The 14,462-nt window shown below is 63.4% G+C and carries 14 protein-coding genes; 6 read left to right on the top strand and 8 right to left on the bottom strand.

Annotated features, from left to right (window positions below):
• Nucleotides 1-84: 84 nt before the first annotated feature.
• A complete protein-coding gene (locus ACP2YP_RS26325; protein ID WP_426419182.1) occupies nucleotides 85-1,152 on the top strand; it encodes a threonine aldolase family protein in 1,068 nt (355 codons plus the stop codon).
• Between the two features lie 17 nt (nucleotides 1,153-1,169).
• Here ACP2YP_RS26325 and ACP2YP_RS26330 read toward each other — a convergent pair whose 3' ends face one another.
• Genes ACP2YP_RS26330 through grxD form a run of 4 tightly spaced genes read right to left on the bottom strand, consistent with a single transcriptional unit; the run spans nucleotide 1,170 to nucleotide 4,646 of the window.
• A complete protein-coding gene (locus tag ACP2YP_RS26330; RefSeq protein WP_426419183.1) occupies nucleotides 1,170-2,432 on the bottom strand; it encodes a serine hydrolase domain-containing protein in 1,263 nt (420 codons plus the stop codon).
• A gap of 1 nt (nucleotide 2,433) precedes the next feature.
• Nucleotides 2,434-3,720, bottom strand: a complete 1,287-nt coding sequence (locus tag ACP2YP_RS26335; protein WP_426419184.1) for a serine hydrolase domain-containing protein — start codon at nucleotides 3,718-3,720, stop codon at nucleotides 2,434-2,436.
• Complete coding sequence (locus tag ACP2YP_RS26340) at nucleotides 3,717-4,316, bottom strand: O-acetyl-ADP-ribose deacetylase (RefSeq protein WP_426419185.1); 600 nt, start codon at nucleotides 4,314-4,316, stop codon at nucleotides 3,717-3,719. The genes ACP2YP_RS26335 and ACP2YP_RS26340 overlap by 4 nt, the downstream gene beginning before the upstream one ends.
• Before the next feature lie 3 nt (nucleotides 4,317-4,319).
• Entirely contained in the window at nucleotides 4,320-4,646 is a 327-nt protein-coding gene (gene grxD / locus ACP2YP_RS26345) for a Grx4 family monothiol glutaredoxin (protein WP_314960361.1), read from the bottom strand.
• Nucleotides 4,647-4,886: 240 nt separating this feature from the next.
• Here grxD and egtB point away from each other — a divergent pair, with 240 nt between their 5' ends.
• The gene (gene egtB / locus ACP2YP_RS26350) at nucleotides 4,887-6,185 is read left to right on the top strand and encodes an ergothioneine biosynthesis protein EgtB (protein ID WP_426426275.1); all 1,299 of its coding nucleotides are present in this window, start codon (nucleotides 4,887-4,889) and stop codon (nucleotides 6,183-6,185) included.
• Between the two features lie 50 nt (nucleotides 6,186-6,235).
• Nucleotides 6,236-7,207 (top strand): L-histidine N(alpha)-methyltransferase, encoded by a 972-nt coding sequence (gene egtD / locus ACP2YP_RS26355; RefSeq protein WP_426419186.1) that lies wholly within the window; start codon nucleotides 6,236-6,238, stop codon nucleotides 7,205-7,207.
• A gap of 181 nt (nucleotides 7,208-7,388) precedes the next feature.
• Here egtD and ACP2YP_RS26360 read toward each other — a convergent pair whose 3' ends face one another.
• Both ACP2YP_RS26360 and ACP2YP_RS26365 read right to left on the bottom strand, forming a co-directional pair.
• A complete protein-coding gene (locus ACP2YP_RS26360) occupies nucleotides 7,389-8,582 on the bottom strand; it encodes a low temperature requirement protein A (RefSeq protein WP_426419187.1) in 1,194 nt (397 codons plus the stop codon).
• Between the two features lie 25 nt (nucleotides 8,583-8,607).
• The gene (locus tag ACP2YP_RS26365; protein ID WP_015685068.1) at nucleotides 8,608-8,844 is read right to left on the bottom strand and encodes a BolA family protein; all 237 of its coding nucleotides are present in this window, start codon (nucleotides 8,842-8,844) and stop codon (nucleotides 8,608-8,610) included.
• Nucleotides 8,845-9,039: 195 nt separating this feature from the next.
• Here ACP2YP_RS26365 and ACP2YP_RS26370 point away from each other — a divergent pair, with 195 nt between their 5' ends.
• Both ACP2YP_RS26370 and ACP2YP_RS26375 read left to right on the top strand, forming a co-directional pair.
• A complete protein-coding gene (locus ACP2YP_RS26370; RefSeq protein ID WP_426419188.1) occupies nucleotides 9,040-9,399 on the top strand; it encodes a DUF427 domain-containing protein in 360 nt (119 codons plus the stop codon).
• Nucleotides 9,400-9,466: 67 nt separating this feature from the next.
• A complete protein-coding gene (locus ACP2YP_RS26375) occupies nucleotides 9,467-10,570 on the top strand; it encodes an alpha/beta fold hydrolase (protein WP_426419189.1) in 1,104 nt (367 codons plus the stop codon).
• Between the two features lie 18 nt (nucleotides 10,571-10,588).
• On the opposite strand, the gene ACP2YP_RS26380 is transcribed toward ACP2YP_RS26375, so the two are convergent.
• Entirely contained in the window at nucleotides 10,589-10,762 is a 174-nt protein-coding gene (locus tag ACP2YP_RS26380; RefSeq protein ID WP_027548646.1) for a DUF1328 domain-containing protein, read from the bottom strand.
• 190 nt (nucleotides 10,763-10,952) lie between these two features.
• Between ACP2YP_RS26380 and ACP2YP_RS26385 the strand changes: the two genes are divergently transcribed.
• On the top strand, nucleotides 10,953-12,143 hold the full coding sequence (locus ACP2YP_RS26385; RefSeq protein ID WP_426419190.1) for an acyltransferase family protein: 1,191 nt from the start codon (nucleotides 10,953-10,955) through the stop codon (nucleotides 12,141-12,143).
• A gap of 15 nt (nucleotides 12,144-12,158) precedes the next feature.
• Here ACP2YP_RS26385 and purL read toward each other — a convergent pair whose 3' ends face one another.
• A complete protein-coding gene (purL, locus tag ACP2YP_RS26390) occupies nucleotides 12,159-14,369 on the bottom strand; it encodes a phosphoribosylformylglycinamidine synthase subunit PurL (RefSeq protein ID WP_426419191.1) in 2,211 nt (736 codons plus the stop codon).
• Nucleotides 14,370-14,462: the final 93 nt, after the last annotated feature.

The raw sequence follows: 14,462 nt of genomic DNA on the forward strand, positions 1-14,462 counted from the left end.
CGTTCGCGTGGCTAGTACGGATCATCGGGACACGCACGCGAGACGTCGCAACTGTTCGACTAGATGAAATGACGAGACAGCCCCATGCTCTACACCCCTCCTCCGATCGATCCCAAGGCGCCGCCGGTGCGCATCAATCTGCTGTCGGATACACAGACCAAGCCGACGGCCGCCATGCGCGAGGCGATGGCGCGGGCGGAGGTCGGCGACGAGCAGGTCGGCGACGACCCGACCGTGAATGCGCTGTGCGAGCGCGTCGCCGAGCTGATGGGCAAGGAGGCGGCGGTCTACATGCCCTCGGGCACGATGTGCAACGTCACCGCGACGCTGGTGCATTGCCGTCCAGGCGACGAGATCCTGGCGCATGAGACCGCCCATATCATCGCCCGCGAAGGCGGCGCGCATGCCGCGATCGGCGGCTTCCAGGTGACGCAGCTCAAGGGCGCCGACGGCCAGTTCACGCCGGAGACGTTCCGCAAGGCCCTGCATCCGCGCACGCGCTACCAGCCGACGCAGACCGTCGTGAGCGTCGAGCAGACCGCCAATATCGGCGGCGGCACGATCTGGAAGAAGGCCGCGCTCGACGAGATCGTCGCGATCGCCAAGCAACATGGCCTCGTCACCCACATGGACGGCGCGCGCCTGCTGAATGCGACCGTCGCGAGCGGCATCTCGCCGCGCGATATGACCGCCGGTTGGGATTCGGCCTGGATTGATTTCTCCAAGGGCCTGGGCGCGCCGATCGGCGGCGTGCTCGCAGGCACCCGCGCCTTCATCGATGCGGTCTGGCAATGGAAGCAGCGCCTCGGCGGCTCGATGCGGCAGGCCGGCGTCTGCGCGGCCGCCTGCATCTACGCGCTCGACCACCACGTTGAGCGCCTCGCCGACGATCACGCCAATGCGCGGGCTCTGGCCCGCGGCCTGTCGCAGATCTCGGGCGTCGAGGTGCAGGAGCCCGAGACCAATCTCGTGTTCTTCAAGCCCGACGGCGCCGGCATCGCGGGCGACAAGATGGTTGCCGCACTGCGCCAACGCGGCGTGACGCTTGCGATGATGGACGGCCGCATCCGCGCCTGCACCCATCTCGACGTCAATGCGAGCCAGATCGAGGAGACGATCGGCCACGTCAGAGAGATCGTGCGCGGCGCGTAACGCGCCAAAACAAGAATCTACCGCCCCATCGCCTGATAGATCAGCGTCTTCAGCGCGAGCTGGATCCGGCCGCGCTGCGACGGGGTCTGCACCATGAATATCCCGAACAGATCGTCTTCGGGATCGATGAAGAAGAAGGTGCCGCCGACGCCGTCCCAGCGATATTCGCCGAGCGGCCACGACGTGCCTGGCGGCACCGAGGTGCGCACGGCGAAGCCGAGGCCGTAGCCCGAGCTCTCGCCCGGGTAATAGTTCTTGTCGCGCTCAACATGGGTTTCGGGACCGAGGTGATCCGACGCCATCAAGGCGAGGGTTTCCGGCTTCAGGTAGCGTCGGCCATCGAGGGTGCCGCCGTTGAGCAGCATCTGTGAGAAGCGCGCATAGTCACTGATGGTGCCGACGAGGCCGCCGCCGCCCGACTCCCACCTCAGTGGCTTGCGGGGATCGCGGACCTGCGTCATCGGGCTGATCGCGCGGTCCTCCGGCATCGGCTCGGCGATGCGCGGCCACTTGGCGGGATCGGCGACATAGAACGCGGTGTCCTTCATCCCGAGTGGATCGAGCAGCCGCTCCTTCGCGAACTGGAACAGCGATTTGCCCGATATCACCTCGACGATGCGGCCGAGCACATCGGTCGAGTGGCCGTAATCCCAGATCGTCCCGGGCTGCTCGGCGAGCGGCAGCGCGGTGATCTTCGCGACGAGTTCGGCGTTGGTCAGATCCCTGTTGTGGAACAGACCGGCGTCGGCATAGAGCTTGTTCACCAGGCCCCCGCCGTAATAGCCATAGGGGATTCCGGCGGTGTGGCGCATCAAATCCTCGATCGTCACTGGGCGATTGAGCGGCTCCAGCTCCAGCGAGATCTTGTCGTCCTCGGCCTTCTTCTCCACGCCGACCTTCATGCCAGCAAAAGCCGGAATGTACTTCGAGACAGGATCATTGATCGCGAGCTTGCCCTCCTCGACCAGCATCATCGCCAGGACAGAAGTGACCGGCTTCGACATCGAATAAAGCCGGAAGATCGTGTCCGCGCTCATCGAGATCTCGGTTGCGACGTCGCGGACGCCGAAATTCTCGTAATAGACAGGCTTGCCGTGTTGCTGGAGCAAGAGGATCGCACCCGGAATCTTGCCGGTCGCGATCTCGTTCCTGATGTAGTCGGAGACTTTCGCCAGGCCGTCGGGCGTGAAGTTGTGCGCGCGGCCCTCGGAGCCCGCCTGCGCACCGACAACGTTGAACAAAAGGACGAGCGCCGCGAGAAGCGCGCGGCGCCCGAACATGTCACTTCTCCATGGCTTCATAAATCAGTTGCTTCAATGTCCGTTGGATGCGCTGGCGCTCGGTCGGGGTCTGCTCCAGCAGCACGAAGAACATGTCCTGCTTGGGATCGATGACGAAATAGCAGCCGGAGGCGCCGTCCCACTTCAATTCCCCGAGATCGCCGGGCGGCGGTGGTTTTGCGTTGCCGGGATCGGTGCGGACGGCAAGGCCGAGCCCGAAGCCAAAGCCGTCGCCAGGGAAATAGAAATAATCGCGATCGACGCCGGAGCCGGGGCCGACCTGATCCGTCACCATCAGCTTGAACGTCTCGGGCTTCAGGATGGTCTTGCCGTCGAGCGAGCCGCCATTGAGCAGCATCTGCGCGAAGCGCTCGTAATCGGCCATGGTCGTCACCATGCCGCCGCTGGCAAACTGGATCTTCTTGACGACCATCGGATCATTGATGCGGCCAACACGAAAATCGGCGTCATTCGGCACTGGCTGCGCCAACAGCTTCTGCTTCCCTGGATCGGTGACGAGGAAGCCGGTGTCGACCATGCCGAGCGGACCGAGCAGCGTCTCCTGCTCGATATCGAGCAGCGGCTTGCCCACCGCGACCTCCATGACACGGGCCAAAATGTCGGTGGAATGGCCGTATTGCCAGAGTGCGCCCGGCTGGTTGTGCAGCGGCAGCTTTGCGATGCGCTCGGCGAACTCGGCAAGATCGAAATCGCCGTCATAGATCTTGGCGTCGCGATAGGCCTTGCGGACCAGACTGTCGCCATAGAAGCCGTAGGTGATGCCCGAGGTGTGCGTCATCAGGTCGTGCACCGTGATCGGCCGGTTCGGGGGCACGAGCTCGAGCGACTTGGTGCCGTCCTCGGCCTTCTTCTCGACGCCAACCTTCACATTGGCAAAGGACGGGATGTATTTGGATACGGGATCGTCGAGCTTGATCTTGCCGTCCTCGACCAATTTCATCGCGGCCACCGAGGTGATCGCCTTGGTCATCGAGAACAGGCGGAAGATCGTCTTGTCGGTGATCGGCGCCTTGCTGACGACATCCTGCACGCCGAAGGCCTCGTGATAGACCGGCTTGCCACCCTGCTTGATCAGCACGGTTGCGCCGGCGATCTTGCCGGTCGCGACCTCGTTCTTGAAGAACTCGCTGACCTTCGCGAGTTTGTCCTGATTGAAATGCGCGCCGGCCGGAATCTCATAGGTGCCTTCCGCACGCGCAAGCGACATCGTCCCAAACGAGACAAGCGCACCGCAGACCAAGGCAAATCGTCCAAAACGTAAAATCATAACCCCTCCCCGGAAGTTGGCTGGACGGAGTGTACTGACGGCGTCATCAGGCACAAGGGCTGCCGTACCGCAAGCGCCTCGGCATGGAGCTTGGCGCTTGGCTCGGAGAAGCAGCAGAAAACGACCCGACCAACGGATGGCGCAATAAGCAACATCTCGACGGTCGTGCGGACGGCGATCTCGGCCGCCCGGTCGGCTGGAAAACGATAGATGCCGGTCGAAATCGCGGGGAACGCCACCGAGGTCAGCTTGTGCTTCCCACACAGCTCCATCGACCGTCGATAGCAGGAGGCGAGCAGGTCGTCCTCGCCGATCGTGCCGCCGTTCCAGACCGGTCCGACGGTATGGATCACATGCGTGGCCTTGAGCCGATACCCCTTGGTGATTTTGGCGTGGCCGGTCTTGCAGCCATGGAGCATGCGGCATTCGGCGACGAGCTCGGGGCCCGCCGCGCGATGGATTGCACCGTCCACGCCGCCCCCGCCAAGGAGCGACGTATTGGCGGCGTTGACAATGGCGTCAACGCTCAGTGTTGTGATGTCAGCAACGATGATTTCAAGCTGGACGCCGCCGATCTGGCGCATCAGCACCGTCACGTATCAGGCCGCGACCGCGACGCCCTTCTCGGAGAGCAGCTGCTGCAATTCGCCGGCCTGGAACATTTCGCGGACGATATCGCAACCGCCGACGAACTCACCCTTCACATAGAGCTGCGGGATGGTCGGCCAGTTCGAATATTCCTTGATGCCGTTACGCAGTTCGGCGGATTCGAGAACGTTGAGGCCCTTATAGCCGACGCCGATGTGGTCGAGGATCTGGACGACCTGGCCGGAGAAACCGCACTGCGGAAATTGCGGCGTACCTTTCATGAACAGAACCACGTCGTTCGACTTCACTTCGTTGGCGATGAATTCCTCGATGCTCATATCCGTGTCCTTTTGGGGCGGAGCCCTTAACAGCCAATTCGGGCAGGCTCAGCCGATTTAACCCGATACCTGCCTATATAGGTAGCCCAAACCGTTGTGCATCCAAAGTAAAATGGCGGCGAACGGCCCCTGGGCGGCCGGGCCTGATGGACCCGGCCCCATTGCATGATGGCATGAATATCATCACCGGGGAGGACTTTCATACCGTAACGGAGCCCCTATCTAGGACGAACCTTGGTTTTGGAACCGGGTCTCGCCAACGACGTTCTCTTGTGCTGTCTGGAGAAAAACGTGACGAAACAAGCATCCGCTACGGCCAGTCCGCCGCTTTCGTCATTGTTGGCCGACCCGGGCGGCCTCGCCCAGAGGCTGGAAGACGCGTTTGTTGCTGTCCGGGACGAGACCGAGCGCCGGGCCGCGCCGCTGTCGGCGGAGGACCAGCAGATTCAGTCCATGCCGGATGCGAGCCCGGCGAAATGGCACCGGGCGCATACCACCTGGTTCTGGGAGCAGTTCTTGCTCGGCGAGCACGCCCCTGGCTACCGGCCCTTCCACCCCGACTTCGCCTTCCTGTTCAATTCCTATTACGTCAGCGCCGGCCCCCGCCATGCCCGCAATCATCGCGGCGACGTCACCCGGCCCAGCGCCGACGAGGTCGGCGCCTATCGCCGCTATGTCGATGCGGCCGTCGTCAATTTCTTCCGCGAGGCTGGCGAGGACAAGCTCCGCGAGATCGCGCCGCTGGTCGAGGTTGGATTGAACCATGAGCAGCAGCATCAGGAATTGATGTTCACTGACATCCTGCACGCCTTCGCGCAGAACCCGGTCTATCCGGCTTACGACCCGGACTGGCGCTTCCCGGCCGCGACGCGCACGGGTGAGGATTGGCTGACGCTGAACGAGGGCATCCACACCGTCGGCCATGTCGACGACGGCTTTCATTTCGACAACGAAAAACCCGCGCATCGCGCGCTCGTCGGCCCGGTCAAGCTCGCCCGCAATCTCGTGACCAATGGCGAATGGCTCGCCTTCATGCGTGACGGCGGGTACCGGACGGCAACGCTGTGGCTGATGGACGGCTTCGCCGCAGCCAGCAAGGAAGACTGGCAAGCGCCGGGTCATTGGCGCGAGGTCGATGGTGCGTGGCAGGTGATGACGCTCGCGGGCCTCAAGCCGGTCGATCCCGACGTACCGGTCTGCCACGTCAGCTATTACGAGGCCGATGCGTTCGCGCGCTGGGCCGGAAAACACCTGCCGACCGAGATGGAATGGGAGGTCGTCGCGCGCGCCGGCGAGCTCAACGACGCCTTCGGCATCGTCTGGCAGTGGACGCGCAGCTCATACTCACCCTATCCCGGCTATCGCGCCATCGAGGGCGCACTCGGCGAGTACAACGGAAAGTTCATGATCAACCAGCTGGTGCTGCGCGGCTCTTCACTTGCGACGCCTGGCGGTCACAGCCGTGTCACATATCGCAATTTCTTCTATCCGCACCACCGCTGGCAGTTCACCGGACTGCGGCTCGCTGACTACGAGTAAAAATTATCCGACGACAAATACGCGCCGGACAGCGCGTTCAGGAGAGTATCATGAATGTGCACGCCAGCGCTTTGGCCGAAGCCCATCTGCCTGACGAACAGACGACCGCCTTCGCCCGCGAGGCCATTGAGGACCTCTCGCAGCAGCCGAAAAAATTGTCGCCGAAATATTTTTATGACGCGACCGGATCGGAGCTGTTCGAGGCGATCACGCGCCTTCCCGAATATTATCCGACGCGCACCGAGCTTGCGATCCTGAAGGAGCGCGGCAGCGAGATCGCAAAAATCATTCCGGAGCATGCGGCATTGGTCGAGTTCGGCGCAGGCGCGACCACGAAGGTCCGTCTGCTGCTGAACCACTGCAAGTTCGCAGCCTATGTCCCGGTCGATATCTCAGGCGATTTCCTGAAAGCGCAGGCCAACGGGCTCAAGCGAGACTTCCCCTCACTCGGCATCTATCCGGTAGCCGCCGACTTCACCACGCCGTTCGAGCTGCCCAAGGCGGTTGCGACGATGCCCAAGGTCGGCTTCTTCCCCGGCTCGACCATCGGCAATTTCGAGCCGCATGAGGCGCAGGCTTTCCTGAAGAGCGCGCGCGCTATTCTGGGCCGGGGCGCGCAGATGATCATCGGTGCCGACCTGGAGAAAGAGGAGCGCCTGCTCCACGCCGCCTACAATGACGCGGCAGGCGTCACCGCACGTTTCAACCTCAATGTGCTCGTGCGGATCAACCGCGAGCTCGGCGGCAATTTCGACCTCTCCGCCTTCACCCATGGCGCGATCTACAATCACGCGCGGCACCGCATCGAGATGCACCTGATCAGCCGGAAGAGCCAGATCGTGCGCCTGCTCGGCACTAGCTTCTCGTTCCGTCCGGGCGAGAGCATTCACACCGAGAACAGCTACAAATACAGCCTCGAGCGTTTTGCCGGGCTGGCGCAAGGCGCCGGCTGGCGGGTGCGCGAGAGCTGGACGGACGCAGCGAAGATGTTCTCGGTGCATGCGTTGGAGGCGGCGGAGTAAACGCTTCGGCCGTCGCTTGTGGCGCATCCTTCGAGACGCCCGCCTTGGGCGGGCTCCTCAGGATGAGGATGGAGTGCGCGGCACGAGTTTCAACGGGCGCCAATGCTGATAAGCCTCATCCTGAGGAGACCGCGCAGCGGTCGTCTCGATGGACGAGGCGCTTGCTCAGGCCGCGCCAGATTCACTGCTCCTCGGCCTCTTCCGGCTTTGATCCCAGCGACACCGACTCCCACACCGCGACGACAATCATGATCACGCTCGTCGCGACCGACAGCCAGAGCGGCAAGAGATCTGCCGCGAACCACCACAGCGCCAGCAGCAGAATGATGCCGATGCCGTGGGAGAGCTGGAGGAAGCCGCGGATCGCGTGCTTGAACAGGATGGTGCCGACCAGAAACACCAAGGGACCACCGATCGTGCTCACGATCGTTCTGACATCGGAATGGCCGGTCGGATGTTTCAGCACCAGTTCGTCCGAGACCGCGGTCAGGATGATGCCAGCGATGATCGGCATGTGCAGATAGGTATAGGCCAGCCGCGCCAGCCGGCCCGAATCGGCGGTCTTCGAGATCAGCTCGGCGCCGGCCTCGGCTCCCTTGTGGAAATAGATCCACCACATCGCAATGCTGCCGACGAGCGCGGAGACGAAGGCCAGGATGTTGCCCCCGGTCCAGTCCAGTTCGGCGAAGGTCGCACCGTTGACGACAACGGCCTCCCCGAGCGCGATGATCACGAAGAGGGAGCAGCGCTCGGCCATGTGGCCACCCTCGACGCGCCAGGCCTCGACCGACGAGAAGCCCAGTTTCGGCACCCAGAAGCGCACCGTGGGCGCGATGTACTCCCAGCTGACCGCTGCGATCCACAGCCATAGCCGCGCCGCTCCCTCGGACAGGCCGCCCGCGATCCATAACACCGCGGAGATTGAAAGCCATGTCAGGATGCGGATCGCGTTGTGCCGGACGGCGGTTCGATGCCGCGGGGTCGCCAACAGCCAGAAGGCGGTGCGCCCCACTTGCATGGTCGCATAGGCGATCGCGAACCACAGGCCCCGCCCCTCGAACGCGGTCGGGATCGTCGTCGACAGCACGAGGCCGCCCAGCATCATCAGGAAGATCAGGATGCGGACCGGCGTCAGATCCGGATCGAGCCAGTTGGTGACCCAGGCGGTATAGACCCATACCCACCACACCGCGAGAAACAGCACCGTGACATGCACCGCGCCGAGCGGCGTGAACTGGTGCAGCAGCGTGTGCGAGACCTGCGTGACCGCAAAGACGAAGACGAGGTCGAAGAACAGCTCGGCATTGGTGACGCGGCTGTGCTGGTTCGGCTGGATGACGCGAAACATCGCGCCGCGCGGATTGTCCGCAGCCATTCGCGTCCCCCGTCGCGCGATCAGGTCAGGTGCCGGGTACGCCGGTTTGCAGCGCCAGCGCATGCAGCACGCCGCCCATCTGGCCCTGCAGGGACCGATAGACGATCTGGTGCTGCTGGACGCGGGACTTGCCGCGGAAGGATTCCGAGATCACGGTCGCGGCATAGTGGTCGCCATCGCCGGCGAGGTCACGGATGGTCACCTCGGCATCGGGGATCGCTGCCTTGATCATCGCCTCGATATCGTGGGCGTCCATGGGCATTCGGGTCTTGCTCCTAAATGTCGGCTCTGCGGCCTCGGCGTCGAATCGCTTGCCGGGGTCCCCGGACCGGCAGGGCCAAACTTAGCGTGAACGGCCTTCTACGTCACGCCTTCAGGCACTATATCCCTGATCCCATCAGGATAAAGGCACGACAAAGTGCCGCGCGCGGCAGATTGATCGAAAAGGCATGAAATCATGAAGCTTCCGGGCCCCGACCACCCCATCACCATCACCCAAAACCCCCGACGCGTCCGCGTCACGGCGGGCGACATCGTGATTGCCGAGAGCACCAGGGCGCTGACGCTGAAAGAGGCCAAATATCCGGCGGTGCAATATGTGCCGCGCGAGGACGCCAATATGGCGCTGCTGGAGCGCACCGAGCGCACCACCCACTGCCCCTACAAGGGGGACGCCAGCTATTACAGCATCAAGGCCGACGGCAAGACGCTCGACAACGCCATCTGGACCTATGAGACTCCTTTCCCCGCGATGACGGAGATATCAGGCCATCTTGCCTTCTATCCGGACAAGGTGAAGATCGAGGAAGTGGGCTAAGCTCGCTGGCGCCGCGACGCAGGGGCGACCATCAGGTCGCCTCCCCTCAGTCGACACAAGGCACGAGATGCCGCGCAAGGCCGCAAGACTGATTGGGGTTGCGTTGCTGGGATTGGCCGGCGTCCTCGTCGCATTGACCGCTGCCGGACTGGGTTTTCGCGCCTATCGCCAGCATCTTGCTGCCGAAACTCTCGCGATCCGCTCGCCTGCCGGCGTGCAGGAGGGCGCGTTCGTCGACATCGGCGGCATCAAGCAATGGATTCAAATCCGCGGCGAGGATCGGGATAACCCGGTTCTCCTGTTTGTCCACGGCGGCCCCGGAGGGACGACCTTGCCGATCTCGTCGGGTTGGCGTCCCTGGGAGAAGCATTTCACCGTCGTACAGTGGGACCAGCGCGGCACCGGCCGCACCTATGGCGCGGCCGGGGATACGCTCGCGCCAACCATGACGCTGGAGCGGATGACACAGGATGGCGTCGAGCTGGCCGAATACCTGCGGGCGCATCTGCACAAGGACAAAATTGTTCTGGTCGGGCATTCCTGGGGCTCGTTTCTGGGCATTCACATCGTGAAGCAACGCCCCGATCTGTTCTCGGCCTATGTCGGCACGGGCCAAGTGGTTGGCAGGACGACCTTCGAGAAAGCCTTCGCGCTGATGATCGCGCGCCTGCAAGCGCTGGCGCAGTCCAAAAATGATCGCGATGCGCTTGCGGAGCTGACGCCAATGGCGTCACACCCGGCCCTCACCCCGGACAATCGCCTGATCGCGGACAAATGGAGACAGGCGCTGGGCCTGCCGCCCGCCGATGGCTTCCAGCTCGCCGGTCCCGTCCAGCCGCTCTTCATGCCGGATGTATCGCTGCTCGACTTGTACAATTGGTGGAGGGGCGCCGTCTTCTCAGCCAGATATCTGACCGGACGGAACGGGCCGATGTTTCAAAGCGACATGGCCTCGATCGGGTTCGAATTTGCGATCCCGATGTTCTTCATCCAGGGCGATGCGGATGGCGTGACGCCGGGCGAACCTGTCGAGCAATACTTCAAAGAGATCACCGCCCCGCATAAGGAATTTGCCTGGGTTCGCGGCGGCGACCATTTCATTCCGTTCGATCGCTCCGATGAATTCCTGGCCGAGCTGATGGCCCGCGTCATGCCGTTCACGCGCAATTGAGAGCAGCGCGACGGCCCGCTACGCTCTAAATATCGTGAGCCCGAGTATCAGCAGCACCAGGAAGATCACGACGAAGACGTAGAACAGGAAGCGGGCGATATCGGCGGAGGCGGCCGAGATGCCAGTGAAGCCGAGCACACCTGCCACGATCGAGATCAGCAGGAAGATCAGCGCCCATTTCAGGATGGTCATCGCCAGCTCCGACGCGTCTGTGCGGCCTTTTGGCGGGCGGCCCTCAACCATTTCGTGAACGCTAACTTCACCACACTGAGCCGGTTCCTGAGGATGCCGGTCGGAAGCAACGAATGGCCCAAACTGCCCTTGCTGAATCCGGTTCCAGGCGGCAGAATCGTGCAGGAACAGAGACAGAACCGGGGCCACCATGAGCACGATCTCACAGTCAGCGACGATTGGCGCCGAAGCGCATGCCTCGCCAAAAAGCAAGACGCGCAACCTGTCGCTGGATCGCGCCCGAACCTTCCTGACGTTGGTGGTGCTGCTGCACCACGCCGTCATCCCCTATACCTATTTCGGTCACACCGACCCGAAGTTCTTCTTCGGCTTCGACATGGTCGTACTCGCCACCGACAGCTTCTTCATGGCGATGTTCTTCTTCTTGTCGGGCTTGTTTGCGTGGTCAGGCATCGCCCGCAAGGGAGCGCTGAGCTATTTGACAGATCGCCTGCTGCGGCTTGGGCTGCCGTTCGTGATCTGCGCATTCACGATCATTCCGCTCGCCTACTACGCCATCTCGCTCCGGCAAAATCCCGAGATCGGCTTCTCGGAGTACTGGTGGAATATGGTCACGAAGGGCCCGTGGCCGAGCGGGCCGATCTGGTTCCTCTGGGTCCTGCTTGGCTTCGACGTGGTTGCCTGCATCCTGCATCGACTGTCACCCAACCTGCTCGATCCAATCAATCGCCTGTCGCTGCACGGCCGCCGCCGGCCCGCGGTGTTCTTCGCGGTCATGCTTGCCGTCACCGCGGCGTTCTATGTTCCCGGGCTGATGTATTTTGGGCCAAGCCGCTGGTTCGAGTTCGGGCCGTTCTCGGTGCAGCACGGGCGCGTGCTGCTCTATGCGAGCTACTTCTTTTTCGGCGCCGGCATCGGCGTCGCGAATATCGACCGCGGACTGCTCGCGGCTGACGGCCGGATGGCGAAGGTCAGCTGGGACTGGATGGTCTTGGCAATCGTTCCGTATTGCCTGCTCTGGGTACTGATCTACATCAAGCGCGAAATACTGGGAAATCCGTCACCGCAGCCGAACTGGTATGAGGGGCTCTATGCCATCTGCTTCGCTGTCTTCAGCGTGGCCATCATGTTTCTGATCCTGGCCTTCTTCCAGAGGTTCAAACAATCAGGTTCGGCCAGACTACTCGATCCGATGCAGGCGGACGCCTATGGCATGTTTTTGGTGCACTACCCGATCGCGCTTTGGCTGCAATACTTGCTGTTCGACTATGACCTGCCAGCGATTATCAAGGCGACGGTTGGATTCGTGCTGACAGTCGCGTTCAGTTGGGCGCTGACGCGCGCCTTGCGCCAGATCCCCGGGGCAACGAAGGTGCTGTGAGTTTGGGAAGGAGGCTTACGCCGCCTTGCCGCCCATGTACTCCGGCAGCCAACGCTCGTGCGACGTCCGCAACGCGTCGATCGACGCGGGCGTCTCGCCCGCGATCGCGATCGCATCGCCACCGGTGGTGCCGATCCGCACGCAGGGCACCTCGCAGCCGCGCATCTTGGCGAGCACGCGGCCGGCTTCGGTTTCCGGAACGGTGACGAGATAGCGCGCCTGATCCTCGCCAAACCAATAGGCCTGCGGCACGAGCGCGGTCGGCGCCGCCAGCAGCTTTGCGCCGATGCCGCCCGCCATCGCCATTTCGGCGAGCGCGATCAGCAGGCCACCGTCGGAGAGATCGTGCACCGCGGTCGCAGTGCCCGCATGGATCATGCCGCGCACGCAGTCGCCGTTGCGCTTTTCGGCAGCGAGGTCGATCGGCGGCGGCGCGCCCTCCTCGCGACCGCAGATGTCGCGCAGGTAAACGGATTGGCCGAGCCAGCCATGGGTGTCGCCGATCAGGAGGATCGCCTCGCCCTCGGCCTTGAAGGCGAGCGAGGCCGACTTGGTGAAGTCGTCGAGCAGGCCGACGCCGCCGATCGAGGGTGTCGGCAAAATCCCGCGGCCGTTGGTCTCGTTGTAGAGCGAGACGTTGCCTGAGACGACCGGGAAGTCGAGCGTGCGGCAGGCCTCCGAGATGCCCTTCAGGCAGCCGACGAACTGGCCCATGATCTCGGGGCGCTCGGGATTGCCGAAATTGAGATTGTCGGTGATCGCGAGCGGCTTGCCGCCGACGGCCGTGATGTTGCGCCAGGCTTCCGCCACCGCCTGCATGCCGCCTTGGTAAGGATCGGCCTCGCAATAGCGCGGCGTGACGTCGACGGTCAGCGCCAGGCCCTTCGGCCCGTCCTGCACGCGCACGACCGCGGCGTCGCCGCCGGGGTGCTGCATGGTGTTGCCGAGGATGACGTGGTCGTACTGCTCCCAGACCCAGCGCTTGCTGCACATGTCGGGCGTGCCGATCAGCTTCTCCAGCGCCGCGCCGAGCGCCATCGGCGCCGGCACGTCGCGCGCATGCACGATCGGCAGTGCGGCGGAGGGAACATGCGGACGGTCATAGAGCGGCGCCTCGTCGCCGAGCTCCTTGATCGGCAGGTCGGCCATGACGTCGCCGCCATGCTTGACCACGAAACGCTTGCTCGGCGTGGTGTAGCCGACCACGGCAAAGTCGAGCCCCCATTTCTTGAAGATCGCCTCGGCTTCCTTTTCCTTCTCGGGCTTGAGCACCATGAGCATGCGCTCCTGGCTCTCCGAGAGCATCATCTCGTAGGCGCTCATGCCGGTCTCGCGGGTCGGCACCGCGTCGAGATCGAGGTCGACGCCGAGGTCGCCCTTGGCGCCCATCTCGACCGCCGAGCAGGTCAGGCCCGCCGCGCCCATGTCCTGGATCGCGATGACGCAGCCCTTCTCCATGATCTCGAGGCAGGCCTCGAGCAGAAGTTTTTCGGCGAAGGGATCGCCGACCTGCACCGTCGGGCGCTTCTCCTCGGACTTGTCGTCGAACTCGGCCGAGGCCATCGAGGCGCCGTGAATGCCGTCGCGCCCCGTCTTGGAACCGAGATAGACGATCGGCATGTTCACGCCGGAGGCGGCCGCATAGAAGATCTTGTCGGCGTCGGCGAGGCCAACCGCCATCGCGTTGACGAGGATGTTGCCGTCATAGCGGGTGTGGAAGCGCACCTGGCCGCCGACCGTTGGCACGCCGAAGGAATTGCCATAGCCGCCGACACCGGCGACGACGCCGGAGACGAGATGCCGGGTCTTGGCGTGCTCGGGCGCACCGAAGCTCAGCGCGTTCAGGCAGGCGATCGGGCGCGCACCCATGGTGAAGACGTCGCGCAAGATGCCGCCGACGCCGGTCGTCGCGCCCTGATAGGGCTCGATGTAGCTCGGGTGGTTGTGGCTCTCCATCTTGAAGACCACGGCCTGGCCATCGCCGATGTCGATCACGCCGGCATTCTCGCCGGGCCCCTGGATCACCCAGGGCGCCTTGGTCGGCAGCCCGCGCAGATGGATGCGGGAAGACTTGTACGAGCAGTGCTCGTTCCACATCGCCGAGAAGATGCCGAGCTCGGTGAAGGTCGGCTCCCGCCCGATCAGCTTCAGGATGCGCTCGTACTCGTCGGGCTTGAGCCCGTGAGCGGCAACCAGTTCGAGGGTGATCTTGGGTTCGTTCTTCATGGTTTCAGGGCTTTCGGCGGGCGTTTGGCCGTTCTTAGGAACATCGGGGGCTCACGAAAAGCCCTTTATGGCGCATTTTCCCGCTGTCCCACG

It is taken from the genome of Bradyrhizobium genosp. A (assembly GCF_049949275.1).
Lineage (GTDB): Bacteria > Pseudomonadota > Alphaproteobacteria > Rhizobiales > Xanthobacteraceae > Bradyrhizobium.

Excerpts from the sequence above, each read along its gene's own strand:
- ACP2YP_RS26385 (WP_426419190.1), top strand. The coding sequence starts at position 10,953 with ATGAGCACGATCTCACAGTCAGCGACGATTGGCGCCGAAGCGCATGCC.
- ACP2YP_RS26370 (WP_426419188.1), top strand. The coding sequence starts at position 9,040 with ATGAAGCTTCCGGGCCCCGACCACCCCATCACCATCACCCAAAACCCC.
- ACP2YP_RS26360 (WP_426419187.1), bottom strand. The coding sequence starts at position 8,582 with ATGGCTGCGGACAATCCGCGCGGCGCGATGTTTCGCGTCATCCAGCCG.
- egtD (WP_426419186.1), top strand. The coding sequence starts at position 6,236 with ATGAATGTGCACGCCAGCGCTTTGGCCGAAGCCCATCTGCCTGACGAA.
- ACP2YP_RS26330 (WP_426419183.1), bottom strand. The coding sequence starts at position 2,432 with ATGTTCGGGCGCCGCGCGCTTCTCGCGGCGCTCGTCCTTTTGTTCAAC.
- ACP2YP_RS26325 (WP_426419182.1), top strand. The coding sequence starts at position 85 with ATGCTCTACACCCCTCCTCCGATCGATCCCAAGGCGCCGCCGGTGCGC.
- ACP2YP_RS26365 (WP_015685068.1), bottom strand. The coding sequence starts at position 8,844 with ATGCCCATGGACGCCCACGATATCGAGGCGATGATCAAGGCAGCGATC.
- grxD (WP_314960361.1), bottom strand. The coding sequence starts at position 4,646 with ATGAGCATCGAGGAATTCATCGCCAACGAAGTGAAGTCGAACGACGTG.
- purL (WP_426419191.1), bottom strand. The coding sequence starts at position 14,369 with ATGAAGAACGAACCCAAGATCACCCTCGAACTGGTTGCCGCTCACGGG.
- ACP2YP_RS26380 (WP_027548646.1), bottom strand. The coding sequence starts at position 10,762 with ATGACCATCCTGAAATGGGCGCTGATCTTCCTGCTGATCTCGATCGTG.
- ACP2YP_RS26375 (WP_426419189.1), top strand. The coding sequence starts at position 9,467 with ATGCCGCGCAAGGCCGCAAGACTGATTGGGGTTGCGTTGCTGGGATTG.
- ACP2YP_RS26335 (WP_426419184.1), bottom strand. The coding sequence starts at position 3,720 with ATGATTTTACGTTTTGGACGATTTGCCTTGGTCTGCGGTGCGCTTGTC.